Below are 20,009 nucleotides of genomic sequence, written 5' to 3' on the forward strand. Positions count from 1 at the left end.
GCAGCAACGGATATGTACACCTTCAGGCCCGACTCCGCAGCCACTGCATAAACCCCTTCTTAACCGGCACCACAGGCGCCTCCTGCGTCAAACTCTGAGCCGCATGCAACCTGAAATCCAGCAGGCTTTTCATCGCCTCACTGATGTCATGCCGAGCATCCAGACAAGGCTTCAGATACTCCTTCTCAATCCTATACAACGTACAAAACGTCTTCGCCGAAAAGTCCGCAGGCACACCCTGCTCCGACAAAATCCCGGCCTCACCAATCACCTCCCCAGGCCCCATCCGCCCCGCTTCAAACTTGTGTCCGGCCTTGGTCAGCATCACCGAAATCACCCCGGACTCGATGATAAAAAGATGATCACTCACCTCCCCCGCCGGCAAAATCATGTCCCCGGCGCGAAAGGTCTGCAGCGTCATGTTCTGGCTGAATGTCTCCTTCTCCTCCTGCCTCAACGTCGAGAAAATAGATGAGCTCTCCAACAACGCCCGAGCCCGGGAAACCGCCACCGGCGCATTACTCTCGGCCGCCGACAACAAACTCACCCCCGCCGCCTGCAAATGCCGAAACGCCAAATCATAAAGCTGATTGCGCACCTCACGCTTAAGCGCCATGGCCGGCACAAACCCGCTGATCTCATACTCCACGCCACCACTGGCCGACGTCTTGAACGCCACGCTCGGCGCCGGCTTGGCCAACAACGGGCGACACCCCTGCATCGCCCGCTCCAGCGCATCCAGCACGGTTTGGGGCCGCGCATGGGGGCTGACCTGCAGGCTGACCGCCAAGCCAAACATATCTGCGGGACGTGAGAAGTTGATGATCTTGGCCTTGGCCGCCAACGAGTTGGGCACCACCGCCAGGCTGCCCTGGGAGGTTTGCAGTTGGGTGGCGCGCCAGTCGATGTCGATCACCCGGCCTTCGGTGCCGTCGATGGAGATCCAGTCATCCAGTTGGTAGGGTTTGGTGGTATTGAGCACGATGCCGGAAAACACGTCGCTCAAGGTGCTTTGCAACGCCAGGCCGACGATGATTGCCACCGCGCCGGAAGTGGCCAGTACGCCCTTGACCGGCAGGTCGAGCACGTAGGCCATGGCGGCGATGATCGCGATCAGGAAGATCACCGCGCCCACCAGATCCTGCAACAGCCGCCCGGTGTGGCCGACCCGCTGCATCATCACCGCGCCGAGCAATACCGTGAGGGTGCGCGCCGCAAACAGCCACCAGCCGATCTGGAACGCCGTTGCCGCCAAATGCAGCGCCACGTTGTCGCCGAACGGCGCGACCTGCATCGGGTTCATGCCTTCGTTGAACAGCACAGCGCTGAACACCGCAAAGATCACCAGCCGCGCCGCCAGCTTCCAATTGGCGAAATCGGCAGAGATCAAGCGCCATACGGCAATGTCGATCAGCACCAGCGCCAAGGCACAGAACATCGGGTGATCGGAGATAAATGAGGGCATTCAGGCGACTCCAGGGCGAATGCCATGAAGATCGCATGAAATGCCTTTGGAGGGTATAGCGCCCTAGCGCTGCATCTGCCCGAATTGCCCGGACTGATAGTCGGCAAACGCCTGGTGGATTTCCTGCTCGGTGTTCATCACAAACGGGCCGTGGCCGACGATGGGTTCGTCGATCGGCTCGCCGCTGAGCAACAGCACCATGGCGTCGTCGCTGGACTCGAGGCGCAGTTGCGTGCCATCGCGCTCGAACAGTGCCAACTGCCCTTCCCGCGCCACTTCAGTGCCGTTGATCCGCACCGTGCCGCGCAACACCACCAGCGCGGTGTTGCGCCCGGCGTGCAGGTCCAGCGTCACAGAGCGGCCGGCTTTGAGGCGCATGTCCCACACGTCGATCGGTGTGAAGGTACGAGCCGGGCCTTTGACCCCGTCGAACTCGCCCGCGATCAAGCGCAGGCTGCCGGCGTGGTCGGCCAGGGGCAGCGTCGGAATATCGCCATCGAGGATGGTCTGGTAACCGGCGTCGGTCATTTTGTCCCTGGCCGGCAGGTTGACCCACAACTGGACCATTTCCAGGGCCCCGCCGCTGCGGGCGAACGCCTCGGAGTGAAACTCCTCGTGAATGATGCCCCTGGCGGCTGTCATCCATTGCACATCGCCCGGGCCGATGGTGCCGCCGGCGCCGGTGGAATCGCGGTGCTCGACTTCGCCCTTGTAGACGATGGTCACGGTTTCAAAACCGCGATGAGGATGCTGGCCCACGCCGCGACGTTGCTCGGTCGGGGTGAACGCCGCAGGACCGGCGTGATCCAGCAACAGGAACGGGCTGATCTGCTTGCCCATGGTGTCGTAGGAAAACAGCGTGCGAACCGGAAAGCCGTCGCCGACCCAATGGCCACGTGGGCTGGTGTAGATGCCGATGATCTTTTTCATATGTGTCTCCAGTAATGGATACACCTTAAATCCGATACCAATTCCGCGCTAGACGGCAAAATCGGCCCTGATCGTCCCATCAGTGGAACAAAGACTCGGGGCTGGATTATTTTATATTTCGACCATAATATGGCGACAAATATTACAAGCGTAATTTTTAGCTCACCCCGCCCCACGGAGCCCGACATGAACCCTCTCCCCCTGCGTCTTCTCACCCCCCTGGCCCTGCTGGCGGTACTCAGTGGCTGCAACAACAAGGCCGACCCCGTCGCCGAAGCGCCCCTGCCCCGCCCGGTGCTGGCCGCCAAGGTCGAAGCCGCCGGCAGCCAGCAAAGCGCCTACACCGGCGTAGTGGCCGCGCGCACGGAAAGTGACCTGGGGTTTCGCGTCAGCGGCAAGGTGATCGAGCGCAAGGTTGATCCCGGCCAGCACGTCAACCGTGGCGACACTTTGCTGGTGCTGGATATCGGCGACTTCGAACTGGCCCTGCGTTCGGCAAAAAACCGCGTCAATGCGGCCCAGGCGCAACTGCGCCAACGCCGGGACGATGAATCCCGCTACCAGCGCCTGGCCAATACCGGCGCCGTGTCGCGGCAGATTTTCGACCAGTCCGCCACCAACCTGCGGGTGGCCGAAGCCGAGCTGGCCTCCGCGCAATCCGACGCCAGCCAGATCGAAAACCGCCGCACCTACTCGGTGCTCAGGGCCGACAGCGACGGCATCATCACCGACGTGCGGGTGGACCGCGGCCAAGTGGTCGCCGAGGGGCAAGTGGTGGCGCGCCTGGCTCACGACGGCGCCCGGGAAGCCATCGTCAACCTGCCGGAAAACCAGCGCGACCAGGCTTCGCAAAAAGCCCTGGCGTTCCCCTTCGGCGCCCCTGAGCAGGCAGTGACCGCCACGTTGCGCGAGCTGTCTGCCAGCGCCGACCCGACCACCCGCACCTACCGGGCCCGCTATGTCTTGCATGGCCCCGTCGACCGCTTCGCTCTCGGCTCGACCATCACCGTGCGCCTGCAAGGTAACGGCCAGGCGCAACAGACCCGCGTGCCCATCGGGGCGCTGCAGGATGCCGGCAAAGGCACCGGTGTGTGGGTGATTGGCGCCGATGACAAGGTCAGCTTCGCCCCGGTCAACGTCGCCAGCCTCGGCCAGGAGGACGCGTTGCTGGACAGTGGCGTGGACCCCGGCCAAGTAGTCGTCGCCCTCGGCGCGCACCTGCTGCACAGCGGTGACGCGGTACGCCTGTTGCCGGCCCAGGTATTGGCCCTCAACCGTCAGCAGGAACACTGATAATGCGCGGGATCAACCTCTCCGAACTGGCGGTCAAGCATCGCGCGGTCACTCTGTTCCTGATCATCGCGATCCTCGCCGCCGGGGTCTTTGCCTTTGGCAAACTGGGACGCGCCGAAGACCCTTCGTTCACCGTCAAGGTCATGACCATCACCGCCGCCTGGCCCGGCGCCACCGCGCAAGAGATGCAGGAGCAAGTGGCCGACCGCCTGGAAAAACGCCTGCAGGAGCTGGACTATTACGACCGCGTCGAAACCATCGCCCAACCGGGCTTCGTCTCGATGCGCATGACGTACCTGGAGTCCACCCGTCCCAGCGAGATCCAGGACCTGTTCTACCAGACCCGCAAAAAGCTCAGCGACGAAGCCGCGAAGTTGCCCAAGGGGGTGATCGGGCCGTTCTTCAACGATGAATACTCCGACGTGTACTTTTCCCTGTACGCGCTGGAGGCCGAACACCTGCCCCACCGGCAACTGGTGCAAATGGCCGAGGACATGCGCCAGGGCCTGCTCAATCTGCCGGGAGTGAAGAAGGTCAATATCCTCGGCGAACAGGCGCAGCGGATCTTCGTCGAGTTTTCCTATGAGCGCCTGGCCACCTTGGGCATCAAGCCCGAGCAGATCTTCGCCGCCCTCGCCGCCCAGAATGCCGTGGCGCCTTCAGGCTTTGTCGAGACCGCCGGGGCACGCGCCTATATCCGTATCGACGGGGCCTTCGACAGCCTGGCGCTGATCGAAAACGTCCCGCTGGAAGCCAACGGCAAGCTGCTGCGCATCGCCGATGTGGCCACCGTCAGCCGGGGTTATGAAGACCCGCCCAGCTACCGTATCCGTCATCAGGGCGACCCCTCGCTGATGCTCGGGGTGATCATGGAGAAGCACTGGAACGGCCTGGAACTGGACAAGGCCCTCAAGGCCCAGGAAGCGAAAATCCAGGCCGACCTGCCGCTGGGGGTCAACTTCGCCAAGGTCTCCGACCAGGCGAAAAACATCAGCCTGGCGGTCAACGAGTTCATGCTGAAGTTCTTCGTCGCCCTGGCGGTGGTGATGGTCATCAGCCTGCTGGCCCTGGGGTTCCGCGTCGGGCTGGTGGTGGCCGCTGCGGTGCCGCTGACCTTGTCGATCGTGTTTGTGATCATGCTGATGACCGGCCGCGAATTCGACCGGGTGACCCTGGGCGCGTTGATCATTTCCCTGGGCCTGCTGGTGGACGACGCGATCATTGCGATCGAGATGATGGTGGTCAAACTCGAGGAAGGTTTTGACCGGATCCACGCGGCCACCTTCGCCTGGAGTTCCACCGCCGCGCCGATGCTCACGGGCACGCTGGTGACGATTATCGGCTTCCTGCCGGTGGGTTTTGCCCGCTCGGGGGCCGGTGAATATGCCGGGAATATTTTCTGGATCGTCGGTTTTGCGCTGATCGCCTCGTGGCTGGTGGCGGTGGTGTTCACCCCGTACCTGGGGGTCAAGCTGCTGCCGCACATCGAGCCGGTTGTCGGCGGCCACGACGCAATTTACGCCGGGCGCTATTACCAGAAACTGCGGCGCCTGGTGGACGCTTGCGTGCGCAGACGCTGGCTGGTCACCGGGTTGGTGGTGGCGGCCTTTGTGCTGTGTGGCCTGGGCATGGGCGTGGTGAAGAAGCAGTTCTTTCCCAACTCCGACCGTTCCGAGCTGATTCTGGAGGTGTACATGCCACCGGGCAGCGCCTTCAAAAGCACCGAGGCGGTAGCGGCGCAGGTGGAAAAGGCGCTGATGGAGGAGCCGCAAACCGTGATGGTCGACACCTATGTCGGCGGTGGTGCACCAAGGTTTTTCCTGTCGCTGAACCCTGAGCTGCCAGACCCCGCCTTCGCCAAGCTGATCGTGCAGACCGCCGACGCCCATGCCCGGGACAGCCTGAAAAAACGCATGGCTGAACGCATCGCGGCCGGCGAATTTCCATCGGCGCGGGTGCGCGTCACCCAGTTGGTATTCGGCCCGCCGGTGCCCTTCCCGGTGGTGTTTCGCGTGTCCGGCCCCGACCTGAATGTGCTGCGCGGCCTGGCTGAAGACGTGCGCCAAGTGGTCGCCGCCAACACACTCACGCGGGACAGCTTCCTCGACTGGGGCGAGCGCGCCAGCAGTTACCGCCTGGTACTCGACCAGGACCGCCTGCGCCTGCTGGGCTTTACCCCCGACGGGGTGAAATCCCAGCTCAACGCGTTGCTCAGCGGCAACCCGATTACCGAAGTGCGCGAAGGCAATCGCACCGTTTCAGTGGTTGCCCGCTCCCAGGGCAGCCAGCGCGAAGACCTCGGCAACCTCGACAATATGACCCTGACCAACAGTGCCGGTGTCTCGGTGCCATTGGCCCAGGTCGGGCATTTCCAGGCGGTGATGGAAGAACCGATCCTCAAGCGCCGCAACCGTGCGCTGACCGTGGAAGTGCGCGCCGACATCGTCGACGGCACCCAGCCGCCAGATGTGGAAATGGCGGTGTACAAGGACCTGCAACCCCTGATCGCCAAGCTGCCGGCCGGGTATCAGATCGTCATCGGCGGCCCGGTGGAAGAAAGCGCCAAGGCCAACGTGGCGCTGGCGGCACTGTTCCCGATCATGATTCTGCTGACGTTGACCGTGATCATGTTCCAGGTGCGTTCGTTCGGGGTGATGTTCATGGTGTTCGCCACCGCGCCGCTGGGGCTGATCGGGGCGGTGCCGACGCTGCTGCTGTTCAACCAGCCGTTCGGGTTCAACGCGATATTGGGGTTGATCGGGATTGGCGGGATTCTGATGCGCAATACGCTGATCTTTACCGACCAGATTCGGCAGAACCAGGACCAGGGCATGGTGATTCGCGAGGCGATCATCGAGGCCACGGTGCGCCGGGCACGCCCGGTGATCCTGACCGCGCTGGCGGCGGCGTTGGCGTTTATTCCGCTGACATTGTCGGTGTTCTGGTCGTCGCTGGCGTATGTGCTGATTGGCGGGGTGCTGGTGGGGACAGTGTTGACGTTGCTGTTCTTGCCGGCGTTGTGCAGTTTGGTGCTGGGGCGGGAGAAGACCCGGGAAGTGGTGCCTGCAATCTGATCCAACCAACACCACAGAACAGTGTGGGAGCGGGCTTGCTCGCGAAAGCGGTGTACCAGATAAGCAGATGTCGACTGATAGACCGCATTCGCGAGCAAGCCCGCTCCCACACAAGCCCGCTCCCACATTTAGAGGTGTGGCGTTTTTAAGTCAGCGCTTGGAGAGCTCCATAATCATCCGGCTCAGCAGATAAATCCGCGGCGCCACGCTCTCCACCTCGGCATATTCCTCCGGCGTATGGATATTGCCCCCGACAATCCCGAACCCGTCCAGGGTCGGCGTACCCACGCCAGCCGACAAGCTCGCATCCGCCGCCCCGCCGCTGCCCTCAATGGTCAGCTTGCGCCCCAACTCGCCATAAATCCCTTGGGCAATCGCCACCAGCTTGTCCGACTCCGGCGTCTGCGGCATCGGCGGCAGGCCACGGTGCAAACTGGTGGTCACTTCAGTCTCGGGGATCAGCTTGTTGGCCGAGACCCGTGCCAGGTCTTTCTCGATCCGGTCAAACTCTTCCGGCAACGCCGCCCGTACATCCGCCTTGGCGGTGGCCTGGTCGGGGATCACGTTGACCCGGTCGCCGGAGTTGATCACGGTGAAGTTGATGGTGGTTTTCTTCTCGGCATCCCCCAGCTTGCCCAGTTGCAGAATCTGGTGCGCCGCTTCCATCGCCGCGTTGCGCCCCAATTCCGGGGCGACGCCGGCGTGGGCGGCCTTGCCCTTGACCTCGACCACGGCGGTGGCGCTGCCTTTGCGCCATACCACCAGGCCATCGGCCGGGCGACCCGGTTCCAGGTTGAGCGTCACGTCGTGGCCCTTGGCGGTGTTGCGGATCAGCTCGGACGCGCCGTCGGTGCCGGTTTCTTCGCTGGCGTCCAGCAGGAAAGTGATTTGTGCGTAGTCCTTGAAGCCCTGGTTTTTCAGGACCTTCAAGGCGTAGATGCCGGCGACGATGCCGCCCTTGTCATCCATTACGCCCGGGCCATAGGCGCGGCCGTCCTTGATGTGGAACGGCCGGGCAGCCGCCGAGCCTTCCTTGAACACCGTGTCCATGTGGGCCATCAGCAGGATCCTGGCCTTGCCGGTGCCCTTGAGGGTGGCGATGACATGGCTGTTATGGGCCGCGGCATCCGGCACCAACTGGATGCTGAAACCCAGTTGCTTGAGCTCGTCGACAGCGATGTCACGCACTTGGGTCAGGCCCGGCTCGTAGCCGGAGCCCGAATCGATATTCACCAGGCGCTCCAGCAGTTTCAAGGCGTCGGCCTTGTACTGCTCGGAATCGGCCTGGATCTGTTTGTGGGGTTCGGCGCTGAAGGCCGGCATGGCGAAAGACAGCGCCAGGGTGGCCGCCAGCAAGGTACGCGGGAAGTTGAAGAGCATGAACCGATCCTTGTTTTTGTTGGAAGGTAGCGCTCCACCCTACCTGACAAACACCGATTTGTTGATCCTCAGATCGACCTCAACCAACTTCCCTGCACCGAACTGACCCGGTTGCGCCCGCTGCTCTTGGCCTCGTACAAGGCCTGGTCGGCATCGTTCAGCCAACTGGTGGCGTCGGCGTGTGCCGGCCGGTATGGCGCCAGGCCGATGCTCAGGCTGGCGCGCAAGGTCGGGTCCTGTGCGTAGGCCAGGGAGTTGAAGCGATCACGCAGGGCGTCCATCACCTCGGTGGCGCGGTTCAGGGGCATGTCCGGCAGGATCACGCAGAATTCGTCGCCGCCATAGCGCCCGGCCAGGTCAGTGGCCCGCAGGTTCTGGCGCAGCACTTTGCTCAATTGACGCAGCACGATATCGCCGGTGACATGGCCGTAGGTGTCGTTGATGGTCTTGAAGTGGTCGATGTCGATCAACGCGATGGCGGCGCCCTGCTGGTCGCGGCGGCAGCGCTGGAACTCGATTTCCAGGTGGTCTTTCCAGGCGCCGTGGTTGAGCAGGCCCGACAGGCTGTCGGTGCGGCTCAGGGCCAGCAACTCGCGCTTGTGCCGGGCCAGGGTGATCGCTTGCCGGTAACAGATCCAGCCCAGCGCCAGGGGATACAGCATCAGGATCGGCAGGCAGGCGTAGAGCTGCACTTCACTGGTGAGGGCGGTCACCGCCGGAGTGAACACCAGCATCGAGGCGCCGATGCCCAGCGCCTGGGCCACCCAACCGGCGAGCATGAAGCGCGGGCCGCCGATGGCGACGTTGTTCATGGTCATCATCGACAAGGTGGTCACGCTGGGCAGCGGGTTGAACTGCATGGCGCCAACCCAGAACCCGCCGCAAAACGAGTCGAACAGCAGGTTGCGGTGTTCCGAGCGCAGGGAGTTTTTCGAGTGCCGCGACCATTGGTAGGCCACATGCGGCCAGATGAAGGCATTGGCGATCATCACTCCCCAGACCCAAGCGGATTTATCCAGCGGGTAGATGGCGGCGGCCACACAGACAAACCCGAGGGTCAATCCCAGGGTGCGCGACTTGTACAAGCGTGAAGCTAGCGAAAGTCCGTTTCCTCCTGCGGCTGGCATGTCTGGCTTGATCCTGGATGAATGCCCGAAGTCTATCAGGGCACCGGCAGATCGCCACTACCGCTCATAAGCTGGCCTTCAGCTGGAAAAGCCCCTGGCCAGCATCAGCGCCACCCCCAGCAGCAACACCGCCGTGGCCCGTTGCAGCAACACCCGGCGCTTGGGGTTTTCCAGCACGTGCTTGATGCGCTGGCCGAAGTAGCAATACAGGCAGCCGCTGGCAAATTGCAGCAGCAGGAAGGTCAGGCCGAGGATCGCGATGTCGGCGGCGGCACTGCCCTGGCCGATGGCGGCGAACTGCGGGAATACCGCGCTGAACAGAATGATCGCCTTGGGATTCGACAACCCGGTCAGCAGGCCCTTGCCGAAAAGACTGCGGGCATTTTCCGTAGTTGCATCGTTGGTCTTGATGGTCACTCCGCTGCTGGTCCATTGCTTGTAGGCCAGGTAAAGGATGTAGGCCACGCCTACCACCTGGATGATCCGGGTGATCAGCGGGTAATCCTTGATCAGCTCGGAAAAACCCACGGCAAAGATCAGGATCGACACCAGGTAGGAAACACTCGCCCCGAACTGCGCCGGCAGGGAGCGGCGCAGGCCGTCCTTCAGGCCGAGGCTGAGCAACAACAAGGTCATGGGCCCGGGGCTGAAGGCCAGGGTGGTGCACAGCAGCAGGAAATACAAAAACGAAGACAGCGTCAGCGCGGTGGCCATGGCGTGGAATTTCACAGCAGGAAAGAGGGCTTGCAGTCTAGGGCGCACATGCCGCCACAGGCAGGTAAACTCTACGGATATACGCGCAGACTTTACCGGTGAAGTTGGCGGCAAACTTAAGGACAGTGTGATGCCCATTCCTGCGATTCACTTTCATGACCGAGCACCGAAGGTGCAGCAGATCGTCGATGCCCTGGCCCATGCGATCGAGCAAGGCGAATTGGCCGCTGGCAGCAAACTGCCTTCGGTGCGTGAGTTGGGAGCCTTGCTGGGCGTCGGAAAATTCACCATGAATGAAGCGCTGGATCGCCTGCGCGGGCGTCACCTCCTGACCTCCAGCCAGGGCCGCGGGCACTTTGTCGCCAGCAGCCTGGCACAGCCGTCGTCCAGCACCTGGGTCGACTTGCTGCCCCAGGACTTGCTCAGCGTACTGCGCCGCCCCCTGGCCATGGCCCAGGGCGACCTGCGCCCCGGCGGCGGCCATCTGCCGGAAGACTGGCTGGATTCCGAAGCCCTGCGCCAGGCCATGCGCAGCGCAGTGCGCGCCCCTACCCTGCGCATCGCCGGACTGGGCACCCCTGCGGGCCTGCTGCCGTTGCGCCAGGCGCTGCAACAGAAACTGCACGGTGAAGGGTTGTCGGTGCCGGTGGAACAAATCATCACCACGCCCAACACGGTGCAAGGCCTGGACATGCTCATGCGCCTGCTGGCGCGGCCCGGGGACACGGTGCTGCTGGATGCACCGTGTTATTTCAACTTCCACGCGAACCTGGCGTTGCATGGGGTCAAGGTGGTGACGATCGCCCGGCGGCCTGACGGGTTTGATTTTGTCGCGTTGGAGCAGTTGTTGGCGGAGCATCGTCCCAGCCTGTACCTGACCACCAGCGTGTTGCACAACCCCACCGGGCATTCATTCAGTCCGAGCCAGGCATTTCGGTTGTTGCAACTGGCCCGGGAGTATCGCTGCCATATCGTTGAGGATGATCTTTACGGGGATTTGCACCCTAACCCGCCGCCGCGTCTGGCGACTTTGGCGGGATTGGAGCAGGTGACGTACCTGTCGGGGTTTTCGAAGGTGCTGACGGCGAATGCGCGGGTCAGTTATGTGGTGGCGGCGCCGCAATTGGCGGCGAATCTGACCAATATGAAGTTGATGAGCGGCGGCATAACGTCCGAGCTGTTCGAACAGATTGTGTATCGGCTGCTGAGTGAGGGTGGGTATGCCAGGCATCGCAAGCGCATGGTTCAGCGGCTGCTGGAGGCCGGTGGGCGGGTTGAGCAGTGGCTGCGGCGTTGTGGGTGTGAATTGCCGATGGGGTTTGAGGGGGGGATGTTTATCTGGGCGCGGTTGCCGGCGGGGGTAAATGGTGAGCGGTTGGCTGAAGCAGGGTTGAAGCGTGGGATGGTGTTGGCGCCGGGGGCGTTGTTCGGGTATGAGCCGAGGTTGCGGGATTTCATGCGGTTTAATGTGGCGCATTGCGACGAAGGGCGGGTTCAGGCGCAGTTTGAAGGGTTGCTGGGGGCGCCAACCCGAAGAGTTGGCGCCGGGGTTACGGATCAAGCGGAGGGTTGATCACCGTTCACTGGAGATCACGCGCTGGCTGCAGATATGAGCCATGCTGACCGGGGTAGCGTCGCCACCCACGCCGACATCCGGGTACTCCTCGATGCGCAGGCGCCAGACGGCGAAGTTGTAGTTGGTCTCCCAGGTATTTTTGTAACCCGAGTCGTAGGACACATACCTGACAGTCGCCTCACCCGCGCAGTTGCCCAGGTTGACCGTACCGGATGCCGCGCCCGACACGCCGGTTACCGAACCGTAGTAAGGGATGTACACCGGCAGGTAGGTATTGCGGTTGACGTGCTTGTCGAGTTGCAGATACGGGGTCAATCCCTGCAGGCGTTTACCGGTGCTGTCGGCCCAGGTCACGGCCCAGCTCAAGTCACGTGCCGCCTGGGTGGTCATGAACGGGTCGTAGTCATTGGCCGAAGCCGGGATCCGCACCACGTTGTCACCTTGCACACTGTGGCTCAACACCTCGGGTGTGGAGCCCAGCGACAGCTTGTAGCGCGCCGTAGCCTTCCAGGTTGCGGCCGGGTTAGGCCGCACCCGTACGTTCACCACGCCATTAACCGATGGCGTTGGCCAGGTGATTTTCGCCTTGGGGCTGATCGGGATCCATTTGACGCCGTCAAAATACTCGGAAATCCACTGGCCCCGATCGCTCTCGTTCACACCGTCGAAATAGGCACTGACCTTCTGCCCGCGCAGGGCCTTGAAGGAGAAGTAGTCTTCATCGGTCGCCGTGTCGGAGTTACCCGTGACGTAGTTCAGGGTATCCGGCAGTTGATAAGCCGTTTCGAAACTGTCGTTAGGCTCGAAATCGTCAATCGTCATGTTGATATCCACGCCGAAACTGAACGGCGAACCGTCAGCGGAATTGGCATGCATGAACCAGTAGTAGTCGCCAGGTGGCAGTACCCCAGCCAACACCTCGTTGGCATTGCCCGGGTTATCCGACGTGCCGAGAGAAGTGATGTTGTTCTGGCCGTCGTCCTGGAACAGGGTCAGGGACATGTTGGTGGCAGCACTCTGCCCTACCAGCATCACTGTCGCCCGTGCTTTTTGCGGCACGTTGAAGTGGTAGCAGACGTCGTTGCCGGTTTGCACACCGTCCAGGTTATACATCTGGTTGATACCGAGGGTCTGGCACAGCGGCGTGAACGCCTGGGCCGCCACGGCCTGGGCATCCACCTTGGCGCTATCTGCCTGTACAGGCTCGGCGACCACAACCCCGCTCAAGGCCTTGGCAGCCTGCACCGGCTTTTTCAGCTGCTGCGAGGTTTTGATTTTGTCCAGGAAGGCAGCCGACGCCTTCTGCGCCGTGACGTTGCCGCCACTCTTGAGGGCTTGCTGCACGGCTTGCTGCAACGGTTGCGGCGTCAAGTGTGCAGGAGATTGTTCGGCCAGGGCGCAGGCCGAAACGAAGCAGGACGCCGCGATGGCGGCTCCGAGCATGAACGCTTTTTTCGATTTCATTTTTTATCCATCCATAGTTAAAAAATTGAAGCTCAGGTGATCGGCGACATCCGGTCACCTGGGATGGAATGTAGGACATAACTGTATGCATGTACAGTATTTTTATGGCGGCAGGATAGATGCGCCAATCCCGACTACGCTCATCCCCAACAAAAACAACACCGAGCGCCCCTAATGACTCACCCCACCGAGGCCTTCCGCACCACCTACCGCGCCAGCATCCACCCCCGCTACAACCCGTGGCTCCACGCTGGTTTCGTTTTCGGCTACGGCCTGCTCTGCATCAGCCTGTTCTGGTCCACCACCCGGCAAATCCAGCTATTGGAATGGCTGGCCATCCCCCTCACCCTGATTTTCTTCAACCTGTGTATCTATCTCGTCCACCGTCACCTGGGCCATCACAAACACACCTTCGCCCGCCTGTTCTACGCCCGCCACACCGGTGACCACCACAGCTTCTTCACCCCCGATCACATGACCTACGACAGCCCGCGAGACTGGCGTGTCATCCTGTTCCCCGCCTGGCTCATCCTGGTCCACAGCCTGGTCATCACCCTCCCCGCCTGGTGGCTGCTCAAACACCTCAACCCCAACGTCGCCGGCCTGTTCGCCGGCTGCATGATCCTCGGTTACCTGCTCTACGAGTTTTTCCACGCCTGCGAACACCTGCCCCCCGACCACCCCGTGGCCCGCCTGCCGTGGATCCGCCAGATGCATCACCTGCACGCCCTGCATCACCGGCGCGAACTGATGCAGGGACGCAACTTCAATATCGTCCTGCCGCTGATGGACTATCTGTTCGGCACCCTGCATTGGGAACCGCCCACCACTGATCACCAGGAATCGTCATGAGTACCCGTCCAAGCAACGTTGGTCGTCTGGTCCTGCTGATCCTGACCGCCATCGTCGCCTTCCTGCTGCTGATGCCCACCAAAGTGCAACCGGTCAACTGGTCGCCGCCCAAGGCGCCATCCCTGAAGGACGGGCCCTACGCCGAAAACCAGCGCCTCAAGGACGTGAAAAGAACCGGCGCCCAGGACATCGCCGGGCCCGAAGCCTTGTTGCTGGATGGCAAAGGGTTCCTCATCACCGGCCTGCATGACGGGCGCATCATCCGCACGGCCCCCGAAAGCCACGTTCTCGAAGAGCTGACCAACACCCAGGGTCGCCCCCTGGGCCTGGCCCTGCATCCGGACGGGCGGTTGATCATTGCCGATGGGATCAAGGGCCTGCTCGCCCTCGACACCCAGCACAATCTCACCACCCTGGCCACCAGCGCCGCCGGCCTGCCGTTTGGCTTTGTCGATGACGTCACCGTCGACGCCGCCGGGCGTTATGCGTACTTCAGCGATGCATCAAGCCGATGGGGTTATGGGGAAGACGGCGAGGCGGTGATCGAGCACGGCGGTGACGGCCGTTTGCTACGGTATGACTTCAGCACCGGCCACACCGAGGTATTGCTGGACCAGTTGCAATTCGCCAATGGCGTGGCCCTGGGGCCGAACGAAGACTATGTGCTGGTCAACGAAACCGGCGCCTATCGCATCAGCCGCTACTGGCTCAAGGGCGACAAGGCCGGCGTCCACGACCTGTTTATCGACAACCTGCCGGGCCTGCCGGACAACCTCAGCTTCAACGGCAAGGACCGGTTCTGGGTTGCCTTGTATTCACCGCGCAACCCGCTGCTCGACGGTTTTGCCGGCTACCCGCTGATGCGCAAGATCATGGTACGGGCACTGATGGTGGTGCCCAAGCCCATCGAGCGTAAGGCCTTTGTGCTCGGGCTGGACGTGAACGGCAAGGTCATCGCAAACCTGCAGGATGGCAGCAGCGGTAACTACTCGCCCGTCACCACGGCACGTGAGTACGGTGACTGGTTGTATCTGGGTTCGCTTAAAAACACCGGTATGGCGCGCTTGCCACTCAAAGTGGCGTTGGCGCAATAGCGAAAAAAAGCCCCTCGGCTATGGCTTGGACCAGACCTCCCAAATGATTGCCAGGACCATCAAAACCATTCCGCCGTAATAGGGCCATACTGCCCATCGCTTCAGGGCCACGGGGACGGACGTCAACTCTGCCTCAGTTACCTCGCCCTTTTTCAAATGGCGTTTTGGCATGGACAGCAGCTCGACGATCACAACCATTCGCATGGTTTTGTCGATCGGCAGATTCCTGCGCCAAAAACGCTTGGTGCGTTGAACGGCCTCGTTTTCGGTGAAATAGCTTTCCAACTCATCGAGTTTTCTGTACGCGACGAAGAGCAACAGTCCCAAGTTGATAAGCATCCATAAAAGCAACGTAACAGTGAAAAAATCATAATAAGACATGATCAAGCCCCATCAGGCTGATACATCAGGTCACCCATCATTTCTCCACCCCATTCACCGGCACGCCCAAACGTACTCCCGGCGGCATAACCTCCGGCAGCACCGCCGATGATCCCGCAGACCAGCGCACCCTGCCCTTTCACCGCAACCCCCATGACTATCCCGCATAAACGTCTCCCGAGCGCAGCCCCCAGAGTCCCTCCAATAGCGGCCCCGCCTACCCCGCCCACCAACTTCCCACCCTCCACATACTTCGCCCGCCTACACATCGCCTCCCGCCCCTCCATACATGCTTCCTTGATCTCCAACCCCGCCACACCCACATCCAACGCCAACCCCACATACGTCCCCTTGCCCAAAAACCTCGACGTCTCGGCAATGCTGCGAATCCGCTGCGTGTAGCCCACGATTTCACTCTTGTGCAGATAACTCTTGGTGGAAATACCCAGTACTTTTTTCAGTGACTTATTGGTTTTCAGGCTCGTGCCAAATCGCGCCGCACCTTGAAGTTGAGTATCCAAGCGCCGGAACAACATCTGCCGCTTCTGGATAAACGCTTTCTTATTCAAGGCTCCATCCTTGAGTTGTTGATGCAAACGCTCAATTTCTTCCAGAGTGCGCTGAACCTCGTCCAGGTGTCGCCCCCAGGCCGCCGTCGAACTGCCGACTCCCACCGAGCTATAAGCCAATAAACTCTGGAATAGATCATAGTTATTGATCACCGCCGCCCCAGCCGAGGCATCCAACTCCAGATTGCGCTGAATCTCCTGGGCATGGCGCATCAACCATGCATCATCAGTAGTGCAAGCCACAGCGTAGGCATCGGGAACGATCACCATCTGCCCCGGCGTCACCAGGCTTGCCTGACGCAAATGCAGGTTCAACGCGTCGAATTGATCGGAGAGTTGCCCACTGGCCCCGGTCAGTAACCGGGATTTCAAACTGAGGTAGTCCGTGGTGCGGTCATTGATGTATCCCTGCGCCATCACTTACATCCCTGATGTAATGGATATGGCGCAGGAATATAGGCAGGCGAACACGGCCCGGACACAAGGTTGGAACAGCTGAAATTACATTTGGGAAATCACCTACCTGGCAGGTAATCAAGGCCTACAAAAAATCGTCGGACTCAATACCCCGTCATCTCCAGATACCCCACCCCACCCTGAAATTTCACCGGCCCTTCCCAGTAAGGAATGCTCAGGTTCATCCAGGCTTTTGGGTTGACCGCTTCCGTGGTGATATCCAGATGTTTGCCCGGGATCTTCAATGACCACTGGGTGGGAATGCTGCGCCCATCGATCGCGGTCGTGCCCAGCGGCGTCAGTTGAATATCCTGGTTGTGCAGGGTCTGTGTGTGGCCTTCTTTGTCGATCCAGGTACCCGTCAGGTACGACGGCCCGTCTTTCTGCCGCACCCGAAACAGCATCAACTGCTCGCCGCTGTCCAGGTGCAGGGAGAACCAGTCCCAGCCAGTCTGGCTGGCGGTCAGGGGCTGGCTGCTCCATTCGCGATCGAGCCAGGCGTTGCCGGTGACTTGGTAAGATTTTCCATCGATGGTCACGCGGCCATCTGCCTGGAAAAACGGCTGGCTGTAGTAGTACGACGCCTGGCCCTGGTCGGACTTGCGGCTGTAGCCGTTATCCCCCTGGAGCACCAGCGGGCGGCTGGAGGTCAGGTGCAGGTCGTAGTTGAAATGCTCGCCTGCAGCCTTGAGTTGCATGTCCGCCAGGGGGCTGGCTGCACCGGGGCGGGTGGCGAAATTCCAGTCATCGATCCAGGCATTGAACGGCACCGCCTGGGCCCCTGCCTGCCCCACGCCGCCGCGGGCGTAGCGTTCGCTGGCGTAATGGCGGGTGGCCGAGGTGACGGCGGCGTGGCCGAGCCAGATCGTCGAGTCGTGCCAGCCCGGTTGTGTCGGGCCGGCCTTGAGTGCGTTGCGAAACAGCGTCCATTGCACGCCGTAGGCATTGCCCTCGGCATCCTTCAGGTTGGCGGTGAGGTACCACCATTCGATGCGATAGCCGTCATGGGGGCCATGGTCCTGGGGAAAGCTGAAGACCTTGCCGGGCACCACCTGGGCAAAGTCCGCGGCCTGGCTGCCCAGCCCGGCGAAGCTTTCTTCAGGTGCAGGTGGTTTGTCGCAGGCGCCCAGCAGCAGGAACGTCGCCCATAGCAGGCACTTAATCTTCATTGGCAAAGGTCCTCAGCAAATCCGCCGGGCGACTGCGGTACAGCTGCCACAACGGCCAGGCCGAAGCCAGCAAGGTGGCCAGCATCGCCAGACCCAGCAGTTGCGCCAGTTGCCCCGGGAACACCTGCAACGGCAGGCGCCAGCCGAAGGCCTGGACGTTGATCACCACGTCCAGGCACCACGCCAGCAGCAAGCCCAGCGGCAACGCCAGCACCAGGGTCAGCACCGCCAGCAGCCAGGTCTGGCCGAGGTTGAGCAGCATCAATTGGCGGCGCGTCACGCCCAGCGCCCACAGCGGGGCCAACTGGCCAAGACGGCTTTGGCTCTGGGTCAGCAGGCTGATGAACAACGCCACGCCGGCCACGCCCAGGGTCAGGCTGTTAAGGGCGGCGGTGGCGGCAAAAGTCCGTTCGAAGACCTGGCTCGACCAGCCCTTGAGCTGCTGCTGATCGACGATGCGGCTGTCTTCGAGGGCAAACCGTTCCTGTACTGCACGCACCAGCGGCGGCACGTTGCCCGGCAAAACCCGCAGGTTGAAACGCGCCGGCGACAATCCCGGCCAGTGCTGCAACAGGTGCCGCGAATTCACCAGCAAGTGGCCCTTGGGGTTGCCGTAGTCGGCATAAATCCCCACGACCTTCGGCGACCATGGACCATGGGCCGTGGGGATGCTGACCACATCGCCCAGCCGCACCTTGAGCCGGCGTGCCATTTGCTCACTGAGCATCAGGCTGTCGTCCTGCAGCAACTGGCCCCATGGGTCCGTCGCCGCTTCCAGCAACGGCCAATGCTGGCGATAAGTAGGATCGTCGACCACGCCGAACAGGTCCGCTGGCCAGCCTTGCAGTTGCACCGCAACCTGCCAGGTCGGCAGCACTGTCTGCACCAGGGGCTGCTGCACCAGCCAGGTTTGCAGCGCCTCGGCCTGGGCCGGATTTTGCGGGTTGAGGTACAACTCGGCGGTCAGGCGTTGTTCCAGCCAGTTGTTGAAGGTCTGGCGAAAGCCCGAGGTCATCGAGCCCGCGCCGATATTGGCGGCCAACGCCAGCAGCAAGGCCATCAGCGCCAGGCTCAGGGCCGGCAACTGCTGGCGGCAATCGGCGAGAAACCATTGCCCCAGCACCGAACGGCTGCGCCCCAATACCGCCTTGAGCACGCCATTGAGCACCACCGGCAAGCCCAGCGCAGCGCCCAGCAACAAGGCCGCCATCAAGACAAAACCACTGGCCAGGCTATCGCCAAATACCAGTGCCAACAGCGCAAGCAGTAAGGCCGAACCCGCCACCCAGCCCTGGCGTCGCAGCCAGCGCCCATGGGCCTGGTGCCAGGCCTGGGCATTGGCCAGCGCCAGCAGCGGCAAACGCGCCGCCCGCCACAGGCTGCTGGCCCCGGCGAGCAACGCGCCGAGCAAACCCAGGCCCAGGCCACTGAGCCACCACAGCGGGCTGAGGCTCAGTTGGCCGGGTACCTCGGCGCCATACAGGCCGCGCAAGCTGGCGGCTACATCCGGCAGCAACAGGCTGGCCAGCAAGTACCCGCTGGCCACGCCCGCCAGGCCACCCAGCACGGCCAGGCCACCGAGTTCCACCGCCAGGCTGAGGATCAGCATCCGCGCACTGACCCCGCACGCACGCAAGGTTCGCAGCAGGCCGCGCCGCTGCTCCAGCGCCAGGCCGATGGCGGCATGCACGATAAACAGGCCTACCACAAAGGACAGAAAGCCCAGCGCATAGAGGTTCAGATGGAAGCTTTCAGTGAGGCGCGCGAGGTTGTTTTCCTCGGCCTGCTTGAGCTGCAGTTGCGCGCCCAGTTCCGGCGGCAGGGCGGGATGCGCGGCGGCAAAGGCCTTGTCCAGCAGCAACCGCGACAGGCGTTGGGGCATGTCCAGCAGCGGTTGGGCGAAGCCGATATCGGTCAGCAAGACGCCGGGGGCCATGTCCGCTTGAACATGCAGCGGCGGCAGCGCGAGCCCGGCGGCTGTCAGCGGCTGGTCGCCCTCTTTCAGGCCCAGAGACTGCAAGGTCTGCGGCGCGATCCAGGTGCGTCCCGGCGGGTTGAAGAACGCGACCATCTGCGCCCGGTCCAGGGTCTGCCCGGCCAGCGCGCCACCGCCGGGCAACGACACCGGGTCGATGCCCATCACTTGCAGGCGCTGGTCTTCATGGCCCTTGAGCTGCACGCGGCCCTGCACCACCGGCGACACCGGCCACCCGGCGCGGCGCAGGTCGGCAAACAGCGCCTGGGGGAAGCTCGCACCGTCCGGCGCACTGAGGCTGGCCTGGGGTTCGCCGCCGATCAGCTGGCTGGCCCGCGCGTAGCTGTCCCGCGCCTGGCTGTTGAGGGCTTGCACGCCGGTCAACAGCGCGGTGGCCAGCCACAGGCCAGTGAGCACACTGAAGAATTGCACAGGGTGGCGACGCCAATGGCTGAGCAGCGCGCGCAGTGTCCAATAGAAGACCCGCATG

15 protein-coding genes are annotated in these 20,009 nt (G+C 62.3%); 5 read left to right on the top strand and 10 right to left on the bottom strand.

The features are described 5' to 3' along the window. Nucleotides 1-22: 22 nt before the first annotated feature. Complete coding sequence (locus HX824_RS02355) at nucleotides 23-1,465, bottom strand: mechanosensitive ion channel domain-containing protein (protein WP_177054088.1); 1,443 nt, start codon at nucleotides 1,463-1,465, stop codon at nucleotides 23-25. 63 nt (nucleotides 1,466-1,528) lie between these two features. Then, entirely contained in the window at nucleotides 1,529-2,395 is an 867-nt protein-coding gene (locus tag HX824_RS02360) for a pirin family protein (protein WP_003210245.1), read from the bottom strand. A 186-nt stretch (nucleotides 2,396-2,581) separates the two neighbouring features. On the opposite strand from HX824_RS02360, the gene HX824_RS02365 reads away from it, so the two are divergent. Then, nucleotides 2,582-3,688: an efflux RND transporter periplasmic adaptor subunit gene (locus HX824_RS02365; protein ID WP_003210248.1), complete on the top strand. Its 1,107-nt coding sequence runs from the start codon at nucleotides 2,582-2,584 to the stop codon at nucleotides 3,686-3,688. Between the two features lie 2 nt (nucleotides 3,689-3,690). Further along, nucleotides 3,691-6,762: an efflux RND transporter permease subunit gene (locus HX824_RS02370; RefSeq protein WP_177054089.1), complete on the top strand. Its 3,072-nt coding sequence runs from the start codon at nucleotides 3,691-3,693 to the stop codon at nucleotides 6,760-6,762. Between the two features lie 150 nt (nucleotides 6,763-6,912). Here HX824_RS02370 and HX824_RS02375 read toward each other — a convergent pair whose 3' ends face one another. The 3 genes from HX824_RS02375 to HX824_RS02385 form a co-directional block, all read right to left on the bottom strand. Continuing rightward, nucleotides 6,913-8,142 carry a M20/M25/M40 family metallo-hydrolase gene (locus HX824_RS02375; RefSeq protein ID WP_003210251.1) on the bottom strand — a complete coding sequence of 410 codons (1,230 nt, stop codon included), beginning with the start codon at nucleotides 8,140-8,142 and terminating at the stop codon, nucleotides 6,913-6,915. 68 nt (nucleotides 8,143-8,210) lie between these two features. Beyond that, entirely contained in the window at nucleotides 8,211-9,269 is a 1,059-nt protein-coding gene (locus HX824_RS02380) for a diguanylate cyclase (RefSeq protein ID WP_023658718.1), read from the bottom strand. A 78-nt stretch (nucleotides 9,270-9,347) separates the two neighbouring features. Then, nucleotides 9,348-9,983 carry a LysE family translocator gene (locus tag HX824_RS02385; RefSeq protein WP_102368673.1) on the bottom strand — a complete coding sequence of 212 codons (636 nt, stop codon included), beginning with the start codon at nucleotides 9,981-9,983 and terminating at the stop codon, nucleotides 9,348-9,350. Nucleotides 9,984-10,113: 130 nt separating this feature from the next. On the opposite strand from HX824_RS02385, the gene HX824_RS02390 reads away from it, so the two are divergent. Then, a complete protein-coding gene (locus tag HX824_RS02390; protein WP_003210257.1) occupies nucleotides 10,114-11,556 on the top strand; it encodes a PLP-dependent aminotransferase family protein in 1,443 nt (480 codons plus the stop codon). Here the strand turns inward: HX824_RS02390 and HX824_RS02395 are convergent, their stop codons facing one another. Then, on the bottom strand, nucleotides 11,557-13,023 hold the full coding sequence (locus tag HX824_RS02395) for a hypothetical protein (protein ID WP_003210259.1): 1,467 nt from the start codon (nucleotides 13,021-13,023) through the stop codon (nucleotides 11,557-11,559). 174 nt (nucleotides 13,024-13,197) lie between these two features. Between HX824_RS02395 and HX824_RS02400 the strand changes: the two genes are divergently transcribed. Further along, a complete protein-coding gene (locus tag HX824_RS02400; RefSeq protein ID WP_177054090.1) occupies nucleotides 13,198-13,875 on the top strand; it encodes a sterol desaturase family protein in 678 nt (225 codons plus the stop codon). Continuing rightward, complete coding sequence (locus HX824_RS02405) at nucleotides 13,872-14,969, top strand: SMP-30/gluconolactonase/LRE family protein (RefSeq protein ID WP_003210263.1); 1,098 nt, start codon at nucleotides 13,872-13,874, stop codon at nucleotides 14,967-14,969. Before HX824_RS02400 ends, HX824_RS02405 begins: the two co-directional genes overlap by 4 nt. An 18-nt stretch (nucleotides 14,970-14,987) precedes the next feature. Here HX824_RS02405 and HX824_RS02410 read toward each other — a convergent pair whose 3' ends face one another. The 4 genes from HX824_RS02410 to HX824_RS02425 all read right to left on the bottom strand — a co-directional run bounded on the left by HX824_RS02410 (nucleotide 14,988) and on the right by HX824_RS02425 (nucleotide 20,008). Next, the gene (locus HX824_RS02410) at nucleotides 14,988-15,350 is read right to left on the bottom strand and encodes a hypothetical protein (RefSeq protein ID WP_003210265.1); all 363 of its coding nucleotides are present in this window, start codon (nucleotides 15,348-15,350) and stop codon (nucleotides 14,988-14,990) included. Between the two features lie 2 nt (nucleotides 15,351-15,352). Next, nucleotides 15,353-16,336: a hypothetical protein gene (locus HX824_RS02415; RefSeq protein ID WP_003210266.1), complete on the bottom strand. Its 984-nt coding sequence runs from the start codon at nucleotides 16,334-16,336 to the stop codon at nucleotides 15,353-15,355. Nucleotides 16,337-16,479: 143 nt separating this feature from the next. Further along, nucleotides 16,480-17,544: a lipocalin-like domain-containing protein gene (locus HX824_RS02420; protein ID WP_102606242.1), complete on the bottom strand. Its 1,065-nt coding sequence runs from the start codon at nucleotides 17,542-17,544 to the stop codon at nucleotides 16,480-16,482. Further along, nucleotides 17,534-20,008: an FtsX-like permease family protein gene (locus tag HX824_RS02425; protein ID WP_177054091.1), complete on the bottom strand. Its 2,475-nt coding sequence runs from the start codon at nucleotides 20,006-20,008 to the stop codon at nucleotides 17,534-17,536. The genes HX824_RS02420 and HX824_RS02425 overlap by 11 nt, the downstream gene beginning before the upstream one ends. Nucleotide 20,009: the final 1 nt, after the last annotated feature.

This window comes from Pseudomonas sp. D4002 (assembly GCF_013385665.1).
Lineage (GTDB): Bacteria > Pseudomonadota > Gammaproteobacteria > Pseudomonadales > Pseudomonadaceae > Aquipseudomonas.